The organism is Microcoleus sp. S13_C5 (genome assembly GCF_036700845.1).
Lineage (GTDB): Bacteria > Cyanobacteriota > Cyanobacteriia > Cyanobacteriales > Microcoleaceae > Microcoleus.
Genome location: NZ_JAUBPR010000116.1, coordinates 1 through 20280 on the forward strand (window position 1 = coordinate 1; position 20280 = coordinate 20280).

Below are 20280 nucleotides of genomic sequence, written 5' to 3' on the forward strand. Positions count from 1 at the left end.
ATCAAGAATACTGCGGTTGCTGCTGCAACTGGTGCAGAGTAAGCGACGCAGATCCAAGGACGCATACCTAAGCGGTAAGATAGTTCCCATTCACGACCCATGTAGCAGAAGATGCCGATCAGGAAGTGAAATACTACCAATTGGTAGGGGCCGCCGTTGTACAACCACTCGTCTAAGGAAGCTGCTTCCCAGATTGGGTAGAAGTGTAAGCCGATGGCGTTGGATGAGGGAACAACTGCACCTGTGATGATGTTGTTACCGTACATCAAGGAACCTGCTACTGGTTCGCGGATGCCGTCGATGTCCACTGGAGGGGCTGCGATGAAGGCGATGATGTAGCAGATGGTGGCGCTTAACAGGGTGGGAATCATCAAGACTCCGAACCAACCGATGTAAATCCGGTTGTCGGTTGATGTTACCCACTCACAAAAGCGTTCCCAGACATTGGCGCTTTCGCGTTGCTGTAAGGTTGTTGTCATTTGTTTATGATTGCTTTATTTGGTTTTCAATGTTCGTGACGGCTTTGTGTTCCGCCATGTAAATAAACATAAAGCTTTTATTTCAGTTTGTAAAGGCCTTCTAAGCACAGTTTTTCTTATAGGTGTCATAAATTATGCTTTTTAAAAGCCAGAAGGCTTGCTGTATAGGGAGTTGAAAAGCTGAATGCGGAATTTGTGGACGATCGCCCACAAATGAAGAATACTCATAATCTACCTGGGCAACGAGATTCCGGGCTTGCGTCAGTGTTAAGATAGATGAAGGGTTGCGCTCGCCAACCGCAAAACTCGCACTGCACAGATATATGTTGTTGCGTAAGTCCGATCGATAAAAATCCCAAGGAATGTCCCGCACCGTCACCTACAGCCCTGCTTATACTCTGGTTCCCACTTACGAGTGTTTTAACCGCTGCACCTATTGCAATTTTCGGGCAGAACCGCTGCAAAGTCCTTGGCTGACACTCGCAGAAGCCGAAAAACAGCTTTTGCTGCTGCAAACTCAAGGTGTAATTGAAATTCTCATCCTCAGCGGCGAGGTACATCCTCACAGTCAACGGCGAAAAGCTTGGTTGCAGCGGATTTACGATTTGTGCGAACTGGCACTTGCTCTGGGATTTTTGCCGCATACTAATGTGGGGCCGCTCAGCTTTGAGGAGATGGCACTGTTAAAAGAGGTAAATGTATCGATGGGGCTGATGCTAGAACAGCTTGCCCCAGATTTGTTAAAAACGGTTCATCGACACGCACCAAGTAAAGTGCCCGCGCTGCGGCTGCAACAGTTAGAATGGGCTGGGGAATTGAAGATTCCGTTTACAACTGGTTTGCTGCTGGGAATTGGGGAAAGTGAGGCCGATTGGGTGGAGACATTAGAGGCGATCGCCCGGATTCATTCGCGTTACAATCACATTCAAGAAGTTATCCTCCAGCCACACAGTCCGGGAAATCAGCAAAGTTGGGACGGTGAACTTTTTGATGCTACAAAAATGCCGGAAGTAATTGCGATCGCTAGCAGCATTTTACCATCTGAAATCAGGCTGCAAATTCCCCCGAATTTAGTTGCACAGCCAGACATATTGCTGGCTTGTTTAGAAGCAGGTGCTAGAGATTTAGGAGGAATTGGGCCGCGGGATGAAGTTAATCCCGATTATCCTCACCTGCAACACCAAACTTTAACAGAAATTTTAGCAGCAGCAGGATGGCAACTTGTGCAGCGTTTGCCTGTTTATCATCAGTACAATAAGTGGCTGCCGCAGACATTGCAAACGGCTGTTAAACAATGGAGAGTTAGTCATTAGAAATTCTTATTTTTTAGTCCCCCTCTGCTGGGACGAAAGTTTGTGTAGAAGCGGTTTCTACCGCCGAGTGATAAAAATAAACTATTGAGATTTTAAATCAAAGAACCGCCACCATCAATCCAGACTTCAGTACCTGTGATGAAGCTGGAGGAATGTGATACCAGAAATAACACTAATTGGGCGACTTCTTCGCTAGAACCTGCCGTATTATCCGTCAAAGGAATCATGTCTTGAATAGAATCAGGCGGGACTGGAATGCGATCGATATGGCGCTTAACGGTGCTTTCTTCAATTGCAGTTAGCACCCCGCCCGGACAGATCACATTGACTCTGATTTGGCAGGCTGCGAGTTCTAGCGCCAGCATTTTTGCAAACGCTACTTGGGCAGCTTTTGAACAAGCGTAGGCCGTGGCACCAACTTTCCTGAAACTTCGGGTGCCATTAATCGATGATGTAATTACAATTGAACCTCCTTGTTTTTTCAGATGAGGAACAGCATACTTAACAGCCAAAAATGTTCCTCTGAGGTTGGTGTTAATTGTCCGATCCCACTCATCGGCTTCTATCTCTTCTATCGGCGACCATACACCGTTAATACCCGCATTTGCAAACAAAATATCAATTCTTTGATATTCGTCAAAAATTGTTTGAAATGCTTGTTGCATTTGGTGAGAATCCCCAACATCTGCGGCAATAGCCAGCCCGCAGCCTCCTTCATTGACCAACTGGCGGACGGTTTCTTGCCCCGTTTCCAAAATGTGATCGATAATAGCAACTTTTGCGCCTTCCTTAGCCATTAAAATTGCTGCTGCATGACCAATTCCCGACCCACCGCCGGTAATAACTGCAACTTTTTCTGAAAGTTTCATATTTTTTTAGATAAATATTTTTTTGGGTGATCGCATAGAATAAAAATAATACTAGAGAGAGGACTTTAGTCCTCACTACAAACAACTTTTCGTCATCAAAATCATGAAAGTAAAAAGTGGTTTAATGTACTAATTATAGCGGTAAGGTGTGCACTGCACACCCTACTTTAGGCTGAGGAGTACGTCAATTTTAACGCAGTTCTTACGACTGTGGCACCCAGACCGAAACAGAACCGGCGTTACACCGAAAATCAGCCCAACCATCGTCATTAGTTGTGATTGGTTCTTTGATGTGTTCGGTGATGTCAATATAAGTTCGATTCGGTTGTCCGACTTCCATAAACTTGGTGCCATCGCCTCCGTTACTGAGTACCACAGCCATGCCGCCCGGATGTTCTTCATTTCCGAGTCGCGTCCAGCCAATGGTATTGGCGTGGTCGAAGTAATCGTACTGATTGCCGTAGGAATAAGTTTGGCGCGCTAACAAGAATTTATCGAGAATAAACTGATGTTTGTCTAACCAAATCTCGTATTCGTTGCCATCGTTTGCTGTATCCTTATAGTTATCGCCGTAATAGTCCGGGTAAAAAATGCACGGATATCCTTCGCGCCGCAGCAAGATTAAAGCGTAGGCAAGAGGTTTAAACCAAGCTTCGACAACTGATTCTAGGGATTGTAAGGGCTGGGAATCATGGTTGTCAACCAAGGTAACGGCGAGGGTTGGTTGCTGTTGGACGAGGGTGTTATCAAAAATTGTTCGCAAGTCGTAACTATTGCCGGCTTTGCTAGCAGCGTGGAAGTTGTAGTGGAGAGGTGCGTCAAATAAGGTGACTTTACCATCGGTTGCTTGGATGAAGGAGTGCAAAGCTTCCACTTCGTAAGACCAATATTCGCCGACGGCAAATAGGTCGCGTTGGGCATAGTGGCGGACGTGTTCCAACCATTCTTGGAAAAATTTTGCTGATACGTGTTTGACGGCATCGAAGCGAAAGCCGTCAACGTTTGTTGTATCGACATACCACTCACCCCAGTATTTTAATTCCCCGGTGACTTCTGGGTTGTCCATATCTAAATCGCAACCCATGAGGTAGTCAAAATTGCCTTTTTCTAAGTCTACTCCTCGATCGAATTCTTTGCCTTTTAGCAGGTAAACGGCATGGGTTTCTGTGTCGTAAACGTTGTAATCAATGGCGTCAAAATGCCACCAATGCCACTCCATGCTGGAATATTTTTTATCGCGACCGGGGAAGGTAAAATGCGTCCAAGCTTTGATTTTTTGATATTCGCCTACAGTGTCATTCCGGTTGTCGGGATTGAATGGTGTGGCTTCGGCTTCTTCTTCTGCATCTGCACCTAATTTGTGGTTGAAGACAACATCGGCATAAATCCTAATTCCTGCATCTTGTGCAGCTTTAATCGCGGCTAAATACTCATCTTTTGTGCCGTATTTTGTGCGTACCGACCCTTTTTGGTCGAACTCGCCTAAATCGAATAAGTCGTAGACGCCGTAACCCACATCCATACCGCCGCCGGTTCCTTTATAGGCTGGCGGCAACCACAGGGATGTAACGCCTTTTTTGGCTAAATCTTGTGCAGATTTCGCTAGCTGATTCCACAGGCTGCCGTCGTCGGGGCTGTACCAGTGGAAATACTGCATCATCACGCCATTTAGTTCAGACATAAATTTAGTTTTTTCTGTTTTGTTAAATTGCGATCGACATTTATGTCCGTAGCTCGCTAGTTTACGTATGTCTGCAATCTATGGTTAATAAATATCATAAAAGATGGGGCTGCTAAAAAAAATCTATCTGTTGATGTATTGACAACAGAATGTAAATTTGATAAAAATTATTTTAGGCAGAGTAAAAAATATTAATTTGGTGGCGATTTTGCAGCAACTCGCTCAACTCTGGTGTTCCAAGTACCGTCGATCGCCAATTCAAGCAATCTAAATCCGGGCGGGATTTCGTCAAGGATAATCGGATGGCTTTTCGGTAAAAGTTGGATGCAGGTGCTGGGTGTCCCCAAGTAGGTAACTGAGCCCCGCTGTTGTTGAAATTCTTGGTGAATGTGGCCACAAAGAACGATTTTGATTTGAGGGTATCGCTCGACAATTGCCAAAAATTCATCGGCATTGTGCAGCATCATTCCATCCATTATTTCAGAGTCGATCGGCAAAGGATGATGGTGCAAGGCAATGATCACAGGTCGATCGCCCGTTTGTTGCAGTTGAGAGTCGAGCCACTGCAAGCTGTCTGGGGAAAGCCGCCCGCCGTCGCATCCGGCTTCCACACTCGAAAGCAAAAGAAATTGCCAGTTTCCTAGCTGAAAAGATTTTTCTGGGGAAATGGGCCGCCGATCTAAGATTTGCTGCATTACAGATACGTTGTCGTGATTTCCAGGTATCCAGTAAGCGGGGATATTTAGCGGGGAAATCAGGGAGGCGAGGAGCTCGTAGGATTGAGGTGTTTCGTCTTGAGACAAGTCGCCTGTCAGCAGCAGTAAGTCTGGCTGGGGCCGGATCTGTTGCAGGTGTTCTAGAACTGCTTGCAGGGTGCGGGCGGTTGAGAGGCCTTTCCAAGTGCGATCGAACTCTGCAAACAAGTGAGTGTCGGTGATTTGGGCGACGAGTAAGGGAGAAACTGGTGTCATGGCTGGTGTTGCGGGCGATCGATGTAGTTCTAGAATAGCCTCGGATGGGTTTTGGGGATATGGGAAAAAAGGGCGATTCCCTACGGGATAGCTGCGCTTTACGAAATTTTTGACAGGTATGTTAAAATTTTCGAGATTTGGTGTACTATAAGAAAAAGTCAAATTTCAGACGTGACGGCGGCATAGCCAAGTGGTAAGGCAGAGGTCTGCAAAACCTCCACCCCCAGTTCAAATCTGGGTGCCGCCTTAATTTATTTGTCGATCGCCACATTATTTGTCTGTGGTGATAGATTAGACTTGTTGGGTGAATTTTAATGAAGATTGGAAAGCAGCAGGAATGGAAGCTTACGCTTGCTTATAAAGCTATAGATGATAACGCTATTAACTTTTCTTGTTCTAGCTCTATTCTTTGTCTTAAATTCACCGCCGGCCAATTGGTATATGACATCTCAAAATTAAACCTAGGTAGAACAACTAGCCTTTTCCATAACCAAGGTTTAATAGGTTTTCGACTGTAAGGATTTTCTAGGATTATCGTATCTCTAGAAAATGATACGACCACCGCATCTAACTTGGTCTCCTGTCTAAATCGTCCCTGATGACGCATTTTTACTACATCGTTAACCATATCCCATCTAAATTCTTCCTATATAGGAGCATCTATCCATCCATAAAAAGCATACCATAGCTCTCCTGAATAAAAAGCATTGTTGTGCGTTGTTAATGGTAATACTCTAACTAGCAGCGCAATGGCATCCCACAAAAAATGGTGGACGCACTCCAGACCAAGTTTCGGCAGGCTAACACAAGAAAGTTTGGTGGAAATGTCCCGAAGGGTCTGATCATGAATGGGATACATCGCCTGGTAAAAGAACTAACTCAAGTCAAGGATGCCCTTTTTGTAACGGACAGAAGCCTTCAGTAACTAATTCCCTAGCAAGTCTTTACCCTAAACTTGCTCAAGAATGGCATCCGACTAAGAATGAAAATCTTACTCCAGATCAAGTGACAAAGCATTCTGGAAAAAAAGTTTGGTGGCAATGTTCCAATTATCCTGAGCATGAGTGGGATGTTTCTCCTGCTAATAGGACTAAAGGAAAAAAATGCCCTTTTTGTGCTGGACAGTCAATTACTAATTCCCTAGCAAATATAACTTTGTGATTATAACAAGTCTAATAAGCTAGGTTGTACCCAATCTGATTGATCTAAAAGTTTCCCCTTTTCTTTTCCCTGCTTTGCATGAGTTGGTCTTACTATATCGTTACGTCTTTTTTCAAGCAAACCAGTAAAATAAAACCATGACAACATTTTACTGGCGTAATCTTTTGCAGTTGTTTGTCTATTAGACAACAACTTTTGAAATTTATATAGCGACATCGATTCACCAGGCTTCAGTTGTTCATAGGTTTTTTTGATAACTACATGAGCCTCGACTTCTTCCCCTAGTTTGTCGGCTATTTCCTCATTTGTTAACTTTTGCAAAAAGCTCTGTGATGCTATTATTTTACTGCTGGTCGGGTCTTTTGTTACTGCAAAGAAGTTTTGCAAATCATAAATAGCATTTTCAATAGTGCCATATTCATATCCCGATACACTTACTAAGTCTGATATTGTTTCATATTCATCAAGCATCCTAAATATTTTTAAAACAGTTGAAATTTTTGTTCTGGGTTTATAGCTTATTATCATCTCAGGTAGCTTACCCTCCAACAGATACTCACGAAACATATCCCAGTATATTTTGTAATTTTGCCCATTTTCAATAACTAGCTTGCTTTTTAAGAGGCTGTCAATTACATCTTCATTAAACTTGTTACACACATCCACCTTAGAAACAGGAGAGCAGTTAGCTATATAGATTAAACAACTCTGATGATATTGAGTGACAGTAGCTCTTTGGATATCTTTGTCAAAAATTGTTTTAATATCAAACTTGGTTATTACTTTTTTCTGTTCTGAATAAAGCTGAAATTGATTATTAATATTTTGATTGTAAATGTCACCGCAAAATCTTTTTAATAACCAAGGTTGATCTTGACAATTATCCAATAACCACTTTTTTATCCTTGGCTGTAATTCCTTACGATTTTCAATTAAATAATGATCAAATCTATCTAATAAATTCGATGATTCTTGTCTATTAAAATCACTAAAATCAATATCTCTTCTGACTTTTTTGAGAGTGTGCCAGGTATGATAAGCTTGATGTGTTGCGGGTAAATTAACATCTGTTCTCCAGCAAAAACCTAAGACTATGTTCTCTTTATAAGAATCAACTTCATAAGCTATTTTCTCAAACATTTCGTAAATAGACGACAGAGAATTTTTAGTTAAAATTTCCTCAAATTGATCGAAAAATATTAAGATAACTTGATCTGCTTCTTGCAGTTTTTGTCTTACCAATTTAATTGATTTACTATCGAAATAAGGTGGTTCCGAACTTTCAATAAATACTTGGTGATTCGGAATATCAATAAATCCAGTATCAATAGCTTCTTGTAATGCTTTTCTAATAACAGCTATGACATATAGAGTTTCTTTCTCTAGGTAGCTGCTCGTAACATCTACATGGAATATAAAATTATTTTTATATTCTTGTCTTTTGCAGTCTGATGCTAGTTTAAGAACTAAAGATGATTTACCTATGCCCGTACTTCCCGGAAAACAAACAACTCTTAAGTCTGTTTTTTTATCTCTTACATTTTTGAGAAAATCCCAAAACTCATTTTGAGTTTCCGCACGTCCAAAGAAATCTTCTGGACGGCTAGGACGATGGTAATCATCAAAGCTATCAGCCTGATTAATTTTCGATACTGTTACTTTTTCAATTTCTGAACTCAACTGGTTAGTTGATTTATCTTCAGGCTCAATTACTGTTTGATTAAAAACTGTGATTTCAAGACTTTCCGAAAAAATCTTGTACCTGGAAAAATATTCTTGCCAGTTTTCTGAGTTAACACTTCTTTTGGGAATGGGAAAAATAATAGCATGAGATGGATAACCATCGTCTCCAATTTTTTCTGCAACCCAAAAGAAGTCTTTTTTATGCGTTATTAATAATGTAATGGCTTCAACACGATTGGTAGAGGTTATATCTATTTCAGGGAGATTAATATTATATATATCCATAAATACTTGAGCAAGTATATCTGAACTCCAAATCACTAAATCATATTGTTTCTTATGATATTTCTCAACAATTCCCTTTGCTTTTGGATTAAGATCAGAAGTTGAGAGTAAGTAGGCATATTTAACCTCTTCGGAATCAGCTTGACCCATTAACTTATATATAGCAGGAGCCTCTATAGGGTTTTTCTCGAATTTACATTCAATTAATCCTCTTTTACCAGTATCTAAGTGCTTGACGTAGATATCAGTCTGCATTCCTTGAAACTCTATATTTTCAATCACTTCCCATCTGTGACGACGGAATAAAGGGGCTGATATTTCTTCCCAAAACTTACCTTTTTGACGATTATCCCATTCAGGTGGTATGACTACTTTAAATCTTATTTTAAGCTCATTTACAGTCATTTTTGTTATTCGTCCCCTAGAGGTTACTTTTGCCTTGCCTAACAATGACTCAGTATAACACGCCCCACGTTATACCTCAACTTCTAGGGCCATCGCGATCGCACCTTGCATCCCCCTAACCATATTTAGGGGACAGATAACCACGTGACAAGCGATCACCCACAGCTTACAATTTCAGTGGCAAAATTTACACCGGAGTTGTCGTTCGCTTTAAAACTTGTGGAACAACCCCATAATAATGAGGATTTTCTAACCCTTCTAATTCATGTTTGATATCTTCCCAATCCCCTAACTTACTTTTCCACATACCATCGTTTTCTTGTCTCGCAACGTGCTGCGGCTCACCGTTATAGGTGTATATTGCTATCTTTTCAAAGCCCGGTTCAAGGTCACCATTATCGCAACATTCATATCCAATAGTTTGATAAGCCTTGATAAAAGCGTCGAGTGTTAATTCTCTTGGCACACCATCGGCCCAGTATCCATCAGGATCTACCGGATCCCATCTACAGTCTTCTTCGCCAGCAGCGAAAGCAAAACAATTATAATCTACTGTTTCTTCACTTGTTACTTCATATTCAGTACGCTCTAAGTTAGGAAATCTCAATATTTTTCGGTAATCCAGCTTACCACTCATAACCGTGTTCTTTTCCCCATTGTATCCACGCTAGGGCCATTTGCTTCATGCGGCCGCGCTGTTCGGGTTTTACCGGATTGTCACCAGTAATTGCCCTCAACGCCCAAAACCAATGGTCTGGCTTTTGTTCGAGGTCACGCAAAATCAAGGGGATAACTGGCTGTCCCATGCCGATAATTCTCTGATAAGCCGGGTGCATTGATTTCTGTGTAACTAATGATAGCATCCCTGTCTCGACACGCCATTCTTCGGCGAACTTCTTAAACTCTGCTTCGAGTTCTACCTGGCTTTCTAAAACATTTTTTGCTTTTGAGGGAAATTCTAAAAAATTACGCATCAACAAATCATTCATTTTTTGGCAAAAACGCTCTTTCTCTTGTTTTGATAAGTTAGAGAGTTCTTCAGATTGGTCAACAGCATTAATCAGCTCATTCGCTAATTCTTCGGGTGTCAATGTCGAACTTTTATTTAAGGCATATATAGGAACAATACTCTCTAGTATCTTGACTAAATCATCATGGTTCATGTTTTTTACCTATAACTCAACGCTGGGCTAGTCAAACCTCTAATAAATATGGCAACTTAATTGCTAATCACTAATCACCTCACGGCAATTAGCAATTAGCAATCTTACCCAAACGATCACATTTTGCTGATAATTCTTTGCAGGATTTCCACGCCTGATACCGCTTGCCAGCCAAACAGCCCCAAGAGCACAATATTCAGAAAGATGTGAGTGTTTCTCGCCCAATCACTGCCTTTTTGCATCAAAGGAGTCAGCGACGCTGCGATCGCAATTATTGCCATCATTCCCAACCCTGCTAGCAAGTGCGGGCCGACAAATAGTTTGCCGTTGTTGATGTAGGTGACGGCCATCCCGACGATCGCAACTGTAACCATCAAGGCTAACAGCAAAGAACCCATCTGGTGGTGCTTGACGTTGAATTTGCCCTTAATTAACTCTTTTTTGAGTTCGCCTTCCGCACTTCTGGTACGTCGGATTTGAAGGCCCAGATACAAAGCATAAAATGAGATGGCCAGCAGTACCCACATTAAAATTGGGTGGATGAATTGGCTCCAAACTTTCACTGACTGAGGAATTTCGAGATTCATAGTGTTCTGAGGATTAGCAAACATACTTCATAAAACTTAGCATACCAGTCAGGCCGTCTCGTGCGACGGTACAAATATACGGTATGAGAGACTATTATGGCTGCCACTAAACAAGACGCTGTATTGATTCAAGCCGCCAAGACTGGCAACATTATTCACGTCCAAGCTTTACTCGCTAAGAATGTTAACGCTAACGCCAAAGACTCTGAGGGGACGACGGCTTTGATGTTTGCTGCCCAAAAGGGCTATACAGAAATCGTGCGTATTCTACTAAACAATGACGCTAATGTCAACCATGTGAGCAGGCGTTTTGGCTTGACAGCTTTGATGCTGGCGGCGGCTCACAAACAGGCTGACTCTGTGCGGCTGTTGCTGGCGGCGGGTGCTGATGTTAATGCTAAAAATGATGATGGAAGTACAGTTTTGATGGCGGCTTCTCTGAAAGGTGATATCAATGTTGTGCGGATGTTACTTGATGCTAATGCTGATGTAAATGTCCAAGATAAAGATGGAGATTCTGCTCTGAAAATAGCTGCTTTATCGGGTCACGAAGCTGTTGTTAAAGCTTTGGTGGATGCGGGTGCTGTTGCTGACAATTCTATGCTGTTTTTAGCTGTCCGTCAAGGAAGCGCTGAAATTGTGCGAATTTTGCTCAATTGTGGGGCGGATGCTAATGTTAAAAATCTAGAGAGCAAAACTGCTTTGATGCTGGCTGCGACGGCGGGAAATTTGGCAGTTGTCGAGGCGCTGTTGGCTGCGGGTGCTGATGTCGAAATTCGCGACAAAGAGGGCGAAACTGCTTTAACTTTGGCTGCGGATTCCGGCAATACTGATGTGGTGCAAACTTTGCTTGGTGCGGGTGCTGATGCGAATGTGAAAAATGGAGATGGGGGCACGGCTTTGATGGCCGCTGCTGCTGGGGGAAATGCGACGATCGCCCATATCTTACTCGATGCTGGCGCGGATATCAACGCTAAGGATAAAGATGATGAAACTGCTTTGAATTTTGCGGTGGTTGAAGGCTGCGAAGATGTCGTGGAATTGCTCTTAAACCGAGGTGCTAGTGTCGGTGCTAGAAATCGGTTGGGCGATACGCCTTTACTCGTGGCGGCTGTTCACGGCCATAGTGCGATCGTATCGGCTTTGCTGCAAAAAGTAAACTCAAATCGGGCTGAGTTTCTGAATGCTAAAAACTTTGGGGAGACTGCTTTGACGCTGGCTGCTTTTCACGGACATACCGAGACGGTGAAGGCTTTGCTTGACGGCGGTGCGGATGTGAATATCCCGGCGGATTTGCGGAAAACGGCTTTAATGAAGGCGTGCGATCGGGGTCATATTGCGATCGTCCAATTATTAGTGGAAAAAGGTGCAGATGTCAACTTGCTGGATGATTCGGGCGCAACCGCTGTAATGTGGGCTGCACATCGGGGTTATCCTGATGCAGTAAAGATTTTAATTGATGCTGGTGCAGAACTAAACCACAAAAATCCGGGAAATTATACAGCTTTAATGCTGGCTGAGTTTAAGGGTTATTCCAGCGTGGTGAAATTGCTCAAAAGTGCTGGAGCACTGGAGTAAGAATGAAATAGTTTTGAGTAAGGTAATTCTGTCATTCTGAGGGTAGGCTTTGGGAAGTGAAGAAGCTCACATATCGGGACTTACGCATTGTAACGGTGTGGCAATAATTTGAGATTCTTCGCTTTACTCAGAATGACAAAATTAGGTGATTAGTGCGTCTAGGACTATGAATTAACCTCAATTTGCTTTGCGTACCCAGCCGTTAATAGTAAAGCGGCTATCAGCAAAAGCTTTTGAGGGACAGCTAACTCGCAAAACTTCGTGCATATAGCGACTCAGAAAAAATACTATGCTGTTATTGCGAGGCTCAACGGTTCTGAATGTCTTATCCGCCACATAAAAATTGTTCTCGATTTTGCTGTCATAAATCTGCAACTCGCCACCTGAAAAACCCTTGGGTTCTCGATAGAAATAGTAAACGTAAGTAAAAAATCTGCTGGCGGTATCTGGCGAGCCACTGTCGTTGTGAAGTTTATAAAAGTTGTTGTCGTTGTGCATGGTTAGCTGAGCTTCTATCTCACCCAGGGGAAATGACGGAATATTTAAACTTTTCAGCACGTCGGGGAGAATTGCTTTGATGCGATTAACCATCAGTTCCGAAAATTCGGGGAACGAGTGGAGTACCATCGAACGGCGGTAATCTTCGGCATTGGTTGAGGTGCTGGTACTCACAAATTCTGATTCTTTTGCTAAGACATATTTGATGAGTTTATTCTTTTCGGCAGGTGTCAAAAAGTTGTCTATTTGGGCGTAGCGAGATATTAAGTCGTCATTTACAGGCGGCGCAGGGGGGGGAATTTCTGTGTCGGGAATTTCTACGGGAGTTGCAGGCTGCTGCGGTTGCAGTTCCTGCAAGTAAATTGGGGGTTCGGTGACTAATCCCACTAGGTTTTCGCCGGGAAAAGAAAGGGCGGAACGACCTCCGTCTATAGGGATTTGAAATAAGGTGGAAAAACCGGGTGTTTGTTGAGTGCGATCGACTAATGTTTTGACAAGGCTGTGCAATAATGGTGTGTCGGATTTGAGGGTGACGGTACACTGATGTCCCCCGGTGAGCAGAATTTTGACTTTTACGTCTTGGGGTTTAATTTGCGGTTGAGTGTAAGTCATAATTTTTGAAGGACGCAACTAGGAATTTGGTACGACATAACAGTGTTGATTGGTGTCATAGCCTTCCAGATCCCCCCTAACCCCCCTTAAAAAGGGGGGGAAAGAGTGTCTAAATTCCCATTAAGAAGGGGGAACAGGGGTTTTCTCAAAGTCCCCCGGGAGGAAGATTTAGGGGATAGAGACTTAGAGTAAAACCAGAAATACAAAGAATTTCAGACTTCTGTTAAGACCAATAAACACTATTGTATCCCTACAATAAAATACACAATTGAGAATTGCTTTAGGTATTATTCCTAATGCAAGAAGTGGCGGATATCAGTGAAAACCATTGTGATTCCGAGTTGGTTGGCGGCTTGAATGGAATCTTGATCGCGCATACTTCCGCCCGGTTGGACGATCGCAATTATGCCCGCCTCAGCCGCCGTTTTGACTGAATCGTCGAAGGGGAAGAAACCATCGCTAGCCAAAATCGCTCCTTTGCTCTTGTCTCCTGCTTGTTCCAATGCTAGTTTAACCGAACCCACGCGATTCATTTGTCCGGCGCCGACACCGATTGTAGTGCGATCGCGCGTCACAACGATCGCATTTGATTTGACGTGTTTCGCTACTTTCCAAGCAAACAGCAATTCTTCCAACTCTGCAGCCGTCGGCTGTTTCTCAGTAACCGTCCGCCATTTGCTAGTTTCTTCTACTATATTATCTGAGTCTTGCACCAGCAAACCGCCTGCAATAATTTTAACAGTTTGTGGCGGCCCTTGAGTCAAATCTGGCAAAATTAATACTCGAACTTTCGCCTTTTTCTTGATAATTTCTTCGGCCTCTGGTTCGCACCCTGGCGCGACGATACATTCTAAAAATGTCTGGGTTAAAGCCGTTGCGGTAGCAGCATCAATGGAGCGGTTGAGAGCAACTATTCCACCGAAAGCTGAGACTGAATCGGTGTCGAATGCTTTTTGATAAGCTTCAGAAATAGTTGTTCCCAAGGCTGTACCGCAAGGATTTGTATGCTTCAGAATAGCGGCGGCGGGGGTATCGGGGAATTCTACGATTAGCCGCCTTGCTGCTTCTAAATCTACTAAATTATTGTAGCTTAGTTCTTTGCCTTGCAGGATGGTGCTAGTCGTCCAGCCTGTGGGTGTACTTCCGCTTTGATACCAGGTGGCGGCTTGATGGGGATTTTCGCCGTAGCGGAGAGTTTGCAACTCTTTTCCTGATAAATTAAACTGATCTGGTAGCGAAGATGCTTCAGCGGATTGGCTGCTGCTGAGATAAGTTGCGATCGCGCGATCGTAGTTGGCTGTATGTTTAAAGGTTTCTAGAGCGCATCTTTGCCGAAACTCTAAGGATGCTTCGCCGCCATTTTCTCGCAGTTCTTTTAAATAAGTATTGTACTGTTCTGGGTCGCACAAGACTGTCAAATGAGCGTGGTTTTTGGCGGAAGCTCTCAACATTGCCGGCCCACCGATATCTATCTGCTCAATTGCGTCTGCTAGAGTAACTCCTGGTTTAGAAATTGTCTCTTCAAATGGATACAAATTGACTACAACTAGATCGATCGCCCGAATTTGATTGGCGGTTAAATCTGCGAGGTCTTCCGGTACATCGCGGCGTGCTAAAATGCCACCGTGGATTCGTGGGTGAAGTGTTTTGACTCGCCCTCCCAAAATTTCGGGAGAACCAGTATATTCCGCAACTTTGGTCACTGGGATGCCTGCTTCTTTGAGGGCCGTTGCTGTCCCGCCACTACTAATTATGTCAAATTCAAATTCTTCTACTAGACTGCGCGCTAAGTCGATTAGTCCGCTTTTATTGGATGTGCTCAGAAGTGCTAGACGTGCCATTGGTTTGAAGTTGCGATCGCAAAAATAGATAGGTTATATTCTATATCACATCTGCCTGCTGGGAGATGATTTGGTAATGGCTAATTATGATTATTTAATGATGAGTTCGCTTATGTTAAACTATATTTTTTGTCAACTTATATAATATTTTATACTGGCCAGTGGCTTCTAAATATTTAGGGCTTGCGCGTGGAACTCGTTATTTTGTGAGTGCGAGGGGGATTGAAGCCATATAGATCCTGCACAATTCCTCTCTCTACGTAAGTATGAATGTTGTTGAAATTACTTAATAAAACGTAATAGATAATTCGAGAGCGATCGCGCTTAAATTTTAACGATGTTTTAGGATGAATTCTAAAAGTAATGTGCTAGCATCGGCTGTAAATTGCTATCTCCCTAAATTTCCCGAAAAATTGGGCGATCGCAATACCTGAATGTAAAAAATAAGTGGGTAGGGTAGAAATATGTTTTTTCAAGAAGCCGATCCAGAAAATAAGCTCAGTAATATTAGCAGGAACCATAAAAAAACTGCTCAAAGTATGACTAATAGAACAGACTACCAAGAGATGCCCAAAAAAAGAGCCGAGAATTGGGCACAGGCCAACATTTCAGAAGCTTATAGTCTTAGTCTGTGCGAATTGCAGCAGATGGAGCGAGCAATGGAACAGCTAAAGCAGGATTTGAAAGCTAGCGAATCTCGCTTTAGGAATGTGATCGAAAAAAATGCCGACGGCATCGCAATCGTCAACAAGCTAGGACTTATTTGTTTTGCCAACCCGTCAGCAGAAGCGCTGTTTAACTGCACCGCAGAGGAACTTCTAGGGCAAGCATTTTTTGGCAATTTAGTAGTAGAAGTTTCAGCTTGCGACCTTGAGATGGCGACGGATATTATTCCCCAAGTTGGAAAAACAGAAGCACCAGGAACTCGCGTCGTGCAAACAGAAGTTGAAGCTATTCGCAAGCAAAAAGCAAATGCTGTAGTAGAAATGCGGGTGGTGGAAACGGAATGGGATGGAGAAATGGCTTATTTAGCTACGCTACGGGACATTACCGATCGCAAACGCGCAGAAGAAATGCTTTGGTTGTACGATCGAGCTATAGCAGCTACTAGCACCGGAGTTACGATTTCTGACGCCACTGACCCAGAACATCCAATTATTTATTGCAATCCCGCCTTTGAAAGCATGACAGGTTATCGCCGGCAGGAAATTATCGGAAAAAACGGCCGATTTTTGCACGGAATCGATACCGACCCGGCGGCAGTAGAAATAATTCGCCAAGCCTTGCAAACAGAAAGCGAATGCAAGGTAATATTAAAGAATTACCGCAAAGACGGAACCGCTTTCTGGAATTGTTTCTCAATATCTCCTGTGCGCGATCGAATGGGTAAATTAACTCATTTTATTGGCGTACAGAGAGACATCACTGAGCGCAAACAAGCCGAAGAAGCCTTGCATAATTCCGAAGCACAAAGCAGAGAACAAGCCGCTCAATTAGCAGTCACACTTGAGCAACTCAAAGCCACTAATTCCCAATTAGTTCAAAGCGAAAAAATGTCTAGTTTGGGATTGCTACTTGCCGGCGTCGCTCACGAAATTAACAACCCAGTCAGCTTCATTTATGGCAATCTCGCTCATCTCACAAATTATACTCAAGACTTGTTTGACCACCTCGAACTTTACCAAAAGCATTATCCTAATCCAGTCGCGGAAATTCAACAGGAAAGAGAAGAAAATGAGCTCGATTTTTTAGCGGAAGATTTACCTAAAATACTGTCTTCAATGAGCGTTGGTGTCGAGCGGATTTGCCAGATTGTGCAGTCGCTGCGGAACTTTTCGCGGCACGACGATTCACAGATGAAACCCATTGACCTCCACGAAGGTATTGACAGCACGCTGTTAATTCTCAATCACCGTTTGAAAGGCAACGGAGAAAAGCCGCCAATTCAAATTGTCAAACAATACGGAGAATTGCCGACTGTTGAGTGTTTTGCTGGGCCGATCAATCAAGTTTTTATGAATATTCTCAGCAATGCGATCGATGCTTTAGAAGAGGCGAACAGTAGGCAAAATTGTCAAGAAATGCTAAAAAATCCCAGCCAAATTAGGATTGGTACGGAAGTTGTCGGCAATCTTGTAGAAATTAAAATTGCTGACAATGGCCCGGGAATAACTGAGCAAGTCAAACAGCAGATATTCGATACATTTTTTACTACCAAACCTGTTGGTAAAGGCACGGGAATGGGTTTGTCAATTAGCTATCAAATTATTGTAGAAAGACACAAAGGGGAATTATATTGTACTTCGGAATTGGGCAAGGGCACGGAATTTACTATCAAAATTCCGATCGCACCTTAGCGCAGAATGGGCAATCCGCGCTTTACCAACTTGATATAGAGGCAAACAAGCGAGCGGGACGTTCGCACTCCTAAAAAACGAGAAAAATCGTTTTTTCTCGTTACCCGAATCAGGCTGGGAACGCATACTTAGAAGCTTTGCCTCCCCATTGTAGAGAGAATTATCAGGTGCTTTTCTGCTCACCTTACCCGCCTAAATAACTAATTAAAAAACCTCTGCACCCTCCAACTTCTTAAAAGTTTCAACCTTAGCCCTCGCAGCTTCCCCGCAAGTCTTCGGCGTCGGAAACATCTTCCCAGGATTCGCCAAACCTTTCGGATTAAACACCTGACGCACCCACTGCATCGTCTCCAAATCTACCTCCGAAAACATATCCGGCATAAAACACTTCTTGTCAGCGCCGATACCGTGTTCCCCCGAAAGACTCCCCCCAACTTTCACACAAAGCCTGAGAATTTCCCCCCCCAATTCTTCCACCTTTTCCAGCGCACCTTTTACCGAGTTATCGTACAGAATCAGCGGGTGCAAATTCCCGTCTCCCGCGTGAAATACATTAGCAATCCGATAACCGTATTTCTCGCTCAAACCCTCAATTTCTTTCAAAACATAAGCCATTTGCGTGCGCGGAATTACCCCGTCTTGCACGTAATAATCCGGGCTGAGATGACCCGCCGCCGCAAAAGCAGCTTTCCGCCCTTTCCAAATTTTTAGGCGCGTTTCCGGGTCGCTTGCTGTGGTGATATTTCGCGCTCCGTTATGCTTGCAAATATCGGCAATTCGCTGTTTGTTTGTGGCAACTTCCACTTCTAAACCGTCGATCTCTATGAGGAGAATTGCCGCCGCGTCGCGGGGATAACATCCAGTTGCCACCACATCTTCCACAGCATTGATGCTGATGTTATCCATGATTTCCATGCCGCCGGGAATAATGCCAGCGCTGATAATATCGGAAACCGATTCGCCCGCTGCTTCTATACTGGAAAAATCCGCTAGGAGAACGCAAATCGATTCTGGCGCTTTGAGAATTCGCAAAGTAACTTCTGTGGCGATTCCTAAAGTGCCTTCGGAACCGACAAATACACCAGTTAAATCGTAACCGGGCATTTCGGAAATTTCGCCACCGACATCGACAATGGAACCGTCGGGAAGGACCAATTTTAATCCTAAAACGTGATTCGTTGTGACTCCGTATTTGAGGCAGTGAACCCCGCCAGAATTTTCGGCAACGTTGCCGCCAATCGAACAAACAATTTGACTGGAAGGGTCTGGCGCGTAGTAGAAACCAGCGCCGCTAACTGCTTGCGTTACCCAGTTATTAATTACTCCCGGTTGCACGACTACTTGCTGATTTTCTAAGTCTACTTTCAGGATTTTTCGCATCAGGGCAGTGACAATCAGCACGCAGTTTTCTACAGGCAAAGCGCCGCCGGAAAGGCCGGTGCCTGCGCCTCTAGCAACCCAGGGAATTGAGTTGCGATCGCATATTTTGACCACTTGCGCCACTTCCTCGGTAGTTCGAGGCAATACCACCAGGGCGGGGCGCTGGCGGTAGCTGGCGAGTCCGTCGCACTCGTAGACAATCAATTCTTCGCGGCGCTGCACGACGCCATTTTTGCCGACTACAGCCTCAAATTCTTTAATAACCGGTTTCCAGTTGCGTTCTGTTTCTATTGCTATCATTAGTGAATTTAATTAGGGAACTCTCAATAATATTGTTGCAAATTTTACTATTTTTGTGCAATTATTTTTCTAAGGGTTGCAGTATTGACACAGGGAAGGATCGGCAGTCTCTCGACCGTCGGGAAATACTTTTTCTTTAGTATAACCGCAGTTTTTGCATTTATAGATTGCCGATCGCACTAGCTGAGTCGGAAAATAGCAAAGTCCGCAGGGCAATCCGATTTTCGTCTCAGCAATATCGAATCCCGGCCAACCGCACTCCGGGCAGAACTGCTTAAATTTTTTCACTAAATCGAGAGTTGCATTTTCGATGTTTTTCATCCGAGTTGGATTGTACATCGCCCGCATATCTGTTTCGATGTGAACTCGGCCGATTGACGATTTTTTTAAGCCTGCTGCCACAGCGTCAAAAAGTTGTTTTTCTGTCCTAATGCCCTTGACAATTTCGCCGTTACCGAGTGCAGCATCGCCCACTATAACCACCAGTCCATGTTCGGGAAATCCAGCTTTTTTAGCAAAATCATCTGCTTCTTGTATACTGGAAACTAACTGGTGATTGTAGTTAGTTTCTACGGACAAAGATTCGCCGATAAGTTCTAGATTGTTGGCTCGATCTAATAAAATTACTATTTCTCTGTTAGCTGGTAGATACGGCATCATGGGGTGAGGGCCGAAAGTACCTTCGCTGGCAAAGGCAAGAGTTTCGCCCGCAATTTCTAGGGCTTTTTGTGCTTTATGGCGAGCCGCTTCTATTTGTGTTCCTAAGCGTTTAACTTCTCTGGTGAAGGTGCCGAAACTGTCAGTGTCAAGCTCCGCAGGTACTAGGATATTTACGCCCAATTCTCGTTCCAAAACGGGAGCCATTACCCGTTCTTTTTGGTGCATGGTAGCAAGAACTGCGGTGCGATCACTCAATAATTGATGGGGATTCACAGGCTCATAAATATTAGACATACAGCAGCATCATTTCATAACAGAAGGCTCAAATACACCCTTTGACCTAAGTTATCAATTCAGCACTTAAGCGTCAATCTTAAAAGTGGCTAGTACACCTCGGCGTAAATACACAGACTATTAGACAGCCAAGACTTTACCCTTATATGTCCACTTAAAAGGT

14 protein-coding genes, 1 tRNA gene and 2 pseudogenes are annotated in these 20280 nt (G+C 43.6%); 5 read left to right on the top strand and 12 right to left on the bottom strand.

Annotation, left to right across the window (positions count from 1 at the left end):
- Positions 1-479, bottom strand: a pseudogene (locus QUA04_RS23380) (photosystem II q(b) protein); the annotation flags it as partial.
- A gap of 362 nt (positions 480-841) precedes the next feature.
- On the opposite strand from QUA04_RS23380, the gene cofG reads away from it, so the two are divergent.
- A complete protein-coding gene (gene cofG, locus QUA04_RS23385) occupies positions 842-1792 on the top strand; it encodes a 7,8-didemethyl-8-hydroxy-5-deazariboflavin synthase subunit CofG (RefSeq protein WP_333261384.1) in 951 nt (316 codons plus the stop codon).
- A gap of 92 nt (positions 1793-1884) precedes the next feature.
- On the opposite strand, the gene QUA04_RS23390 is transcribed toward cofG, so the two are convergent.
- The 3 genes from QUA04_RS23390 to cpdA all read right to left on the bottom strand — a co-directional run bounded on the left by QUA04_RS23390 (position 1885) and on the right by cpdA (position 5313).
- Entirely contained in the window at positions 1885-2661 is a 777-nt protein-coding gene (locus QUA04_RS23390) for an SDR family NAD(P)-dependent oxidoreductase (RefSeq protein ID WP_333261387.1), read from the bottom strand.
- A 202-nt stretch (positions 2662-2863) separates the two neighbouring features.
- Positions 2864-4342, bottom strand: a complete 1479-nt coding sequence (locus tag QUA04_RS23395; RefSeq protein WP_333261390.1) for an alpha-amylase — start codon at positions 4340-4342, stop codon at positions 2864-2866.
- A gap of 191 nt (positions 4343-4533) precedes the next feature.
- The gene (gene cpdA, locus QUA04_RS23400; protein WP_333261393.1) at positions 4534-5313 is read right to left on the bottom strand and encodes a 3',5'-cyclic-AMP phosphodiesterase; all 780 of its coding nucleotides are present in this window, start codon (positions 5311-5313) and stop codon (positions 4534-4536) included.
- Between the two features lie 176 nt (positions 5314-5489).
- Between cpdA and QUA04_RS23405 the strand changes: the two genes are divergently transcribed.
- Both QUA04_RS23405 and QUA04_RS30030 read left to right on the top strand, forming a co-directional pair.
- Positions 5490-5560 (top strand) — tRNA-Cys (locus tag QUA04_RS23405).
- 569 nt (positions 5561-6129) lie between these two features.
- Positions 6130-6474, top strand: a pseudogene (locus tag QUA04_RS30030) (zinc-ribbon domain-containing protein); the annotation flags it as partial.
- Here the strand turns inward: QUA04_RS30030 and QUA04_RS23410 are convergent.
- The 4 genes from QUA04_RS23410 to QUA04_RS23425 all read right to left on the bottom strand — a co-directional run bounded on the left by QUA04_RS23410 (position 6475) and on the right by QUA04_RS23425 (position 10597).
- Positions 6475-8847 carry a restriction endonuclease gene (locus QUA04_RS23410; protein WP_333261396.1) on the bottom strand — a complete coding sequence of 791 codons (2373 nt, stop codon included), beginning with the start codon at positions 8845-8847 and terminating at the stop codon, positions 6475-6477.
- 187 nt (positions 8848-9034) lie between these two features.
- Positions 9035-9484: a DUF7689 domain-containing protein gene (locus tag QUA04_RS23415; RefSeq protein ID WP_333261398.1), complete on the bottom strand. Its 450-nt coding sequence runs from the start codon at positions 9482-9484 to the stop codon at positions 9035-9037.
- Positions 9474-10010: a hypothetical protein gene (locus tag QUA04_RS23420; protein ID WP_006631672.1), complete on the bottom strand. Its 537-nt coding sequence runs from the start codon at positions 10008-10010 to the stop codon at positions 9474-9476. Before QUA04_RS23420 ends, QUA04_RS23415 begins: the two co-directional genes overlap by 11 nt.
- Before the next feature lie 116 nt (positions 10011-10126).
- On the bottom strand, positions 10127-10597 hold the full coding sequence (locus QUA04_RS23425) for a DUF4079 domain-containing protein (protein WP_333261421.1): 471 nt from the start codon (positions 10595-10597) through the stop codon (positions 10127-10129).
- Between the two features lie 96 nt (positions 10598-10693).
- Between QUA04_RS23425 and QUA04_RS23430 the strand changes: the two genes are divergently transcribed.
- On the top strand, positions 10694-12175 hold the full coding sequence (locus QUA04_RS23430) for an ankyrin repeat domain-containing protein (protein WP_333261402.1): 1482 nt from the start codon (positions 10694-10696) through the stop codon (positions 12173-12175).
- A 177-nt stretch (positions 12176-12352) separates the two neighbouring features.
- Here the strand turns inward: QUA04_RS23430 and QUA04_RS23435 are convergent, their stop codons facing one another.
- Positions 12353-13285: a 2OG-Fe(II) oxygenase gene (locus QUA04_RS23435; RefSeq protein WP_333261406.1), complete on the bottom strand. Its 933-nt coding sequence runs from the start codon at positions 13283-13285 to the stop codon at positions 12353-12355.
- A gap of 293 nt (positions 13286-13578) precedes the next feature.
- Positions 13579-15126 (bottom strand): bifunctional phosphoribosylaminoimidazolecarboxamide formyltransferase/IMP cyclohydrolase, encoded by a 1548-nt coding sequence (purH, locus tag QUA04_RS23440; RefSeq protein WP_333261409.1) that lies wholly within the window; start codon positions 15124-15126, stop codon positions 13579-13581.
- A gap of 539 nt (positions 15127-15665) precedes the next feature.
- On the opposite strand from purH, the gene QUA04_RS23445 reads away from it, so the two are divergent.
- Positions 15666-17483, top strand: a complete 1818-nt coding sequence (locus tag QUA04_RS23445) for a PAS domain S-box protein (protein WP_333261412.1) — start codon at positions 15666-15668, stop codon at positions 17481-17483.
- 204 nt (positions 17484-17687) lie between these two features.
- On the opposite strand, the gene glcD is transcribed toward QUA04_RS23445, so the two are convergent.
- Both glcD and QUA04_RS23455 read right to left on the bottom strand, forming a co-directional pair.
- Positions 17688-19163 carry a glycolate oxidase subunit GlcD gene (gene glcD / locus QUA04_RS23450; RefSeq protein ID WP_333261415.1) on the bottom strand — a complete coding sequence of 492 codons (1476 nt, stop codon included), beginning with the start codon at positions 19161-19163 and terminating at the stop codon, positions 17688-17690.
- 69 nt (positions 19164-19232) lie between these two features.
- On the bottom strand, positions 19233-20117 hold the full coding sequence (locus QUA04_RS23455) for a DUF6671 family protein (RefSeq protein WP_333261418.1): 885 nt from the start codon (positions 20115-20117) through the stop codon (positions 19233-19235).
- Between the last annotated feature and the right edge of the window lie 163 nt (positions 20118-20280).

Bases quoted from the DNA above. Each gene is read 5' to 3' on its own strand.
- cpdA (WP_333261393.1), bottom strand. From the start codon at position 5,313: ATGACACCAGTTTCTCCCTTACTCGTCGCCCAAATCACCGACACTCAC.
- QUA04_RS23430 (WP_333261402.1), top strand. From the start codon at position 10,694: ATGGCTGCCACTAAACAAGACGCTGTATTGATTCAAGCCGCCAAGACT.
- purH (WP_333261409.1), bottom strand. From the start codon at position 15,126: ATGGCACGTCTAGCACTTCTGAGCACATCCAATAAAAGCGGACTAATC.
- QUA04_RS23420 (WP_006631672.1), bottom strand. From the start codon at position 10,010: ATGAACCATGATGATTTAGTCAAGATACTAGAGAGTATTGTTCCTATA.
- QUA04_RS23415 (WP_333261398.1), bottom strand. From the start codon at position 9,484: ATGAGTGGTAAGCTGGATTACCGAAAAATATTGAGATTTCCTAACTTA.
- QUA04_RS23455 (WP_333261418.1), bottom strand. From the start codon at position 20,117: ATGTCTAATATTTATGAGCCTGTGAATCCCCATCAATTATTGAGTGAT.
- QUA04_RS23410 (WP_333261396.1), bottom strand. From the start codon at position 8,847: ATGACTGTAAATGAGCTTAAAATAAGATTTAAAGTAGTCATACCACCT.
- QUA04_RS23395 (WP_333261390.1), bottom strand. From the start codon at position 4,342: ATGTCTGAACTAAATGGCGTGATGATGCAGTATTTCCACTGGTACAGC.
- glcD (WP_333261415.1), bottom strand. From the start codon at position 19,163: ATGATAGCAATAGAAACAGAACGCAACTGGAAACCGGTTATTAAAGAA.
- QUA04_RS23390 (WP_333261387.1), bottom strand. From the start codon at position 2,661: ATGAAACTTTCAGAAAAAGTTGCAGTTATTACCGGCGGTGGGTCGGGA.
- QUA04_RS23445 (WP_333261412.1), top strand. From the start codon at position 15,666: ATGACTAATAGAACAGACTACCAAGAGATGCCCAAAAAAAGAGCCGAG.
- QUA04_RS23435 (WP_333261406.1), bottom strand. From the start codon at position 13,285: ATGACTTACACTCAACCGCAAATTAAACCCCAAGACGTAAAAGTCAAA.
- cofG (WP_333261384.1), top strand. From the start codon at position 842: ATGTCCCGCACCGTCACCTACAGCCCTGCTTATACTCTGGTTCCCACT.
- QUA04_RS23425 (WP_333261421.1), bottom strand. From the start codon at position 10,597: ATGAATCTCGAAATTCCTCAGTCAGTGAAAGTTTGGAGCCAATTCATC.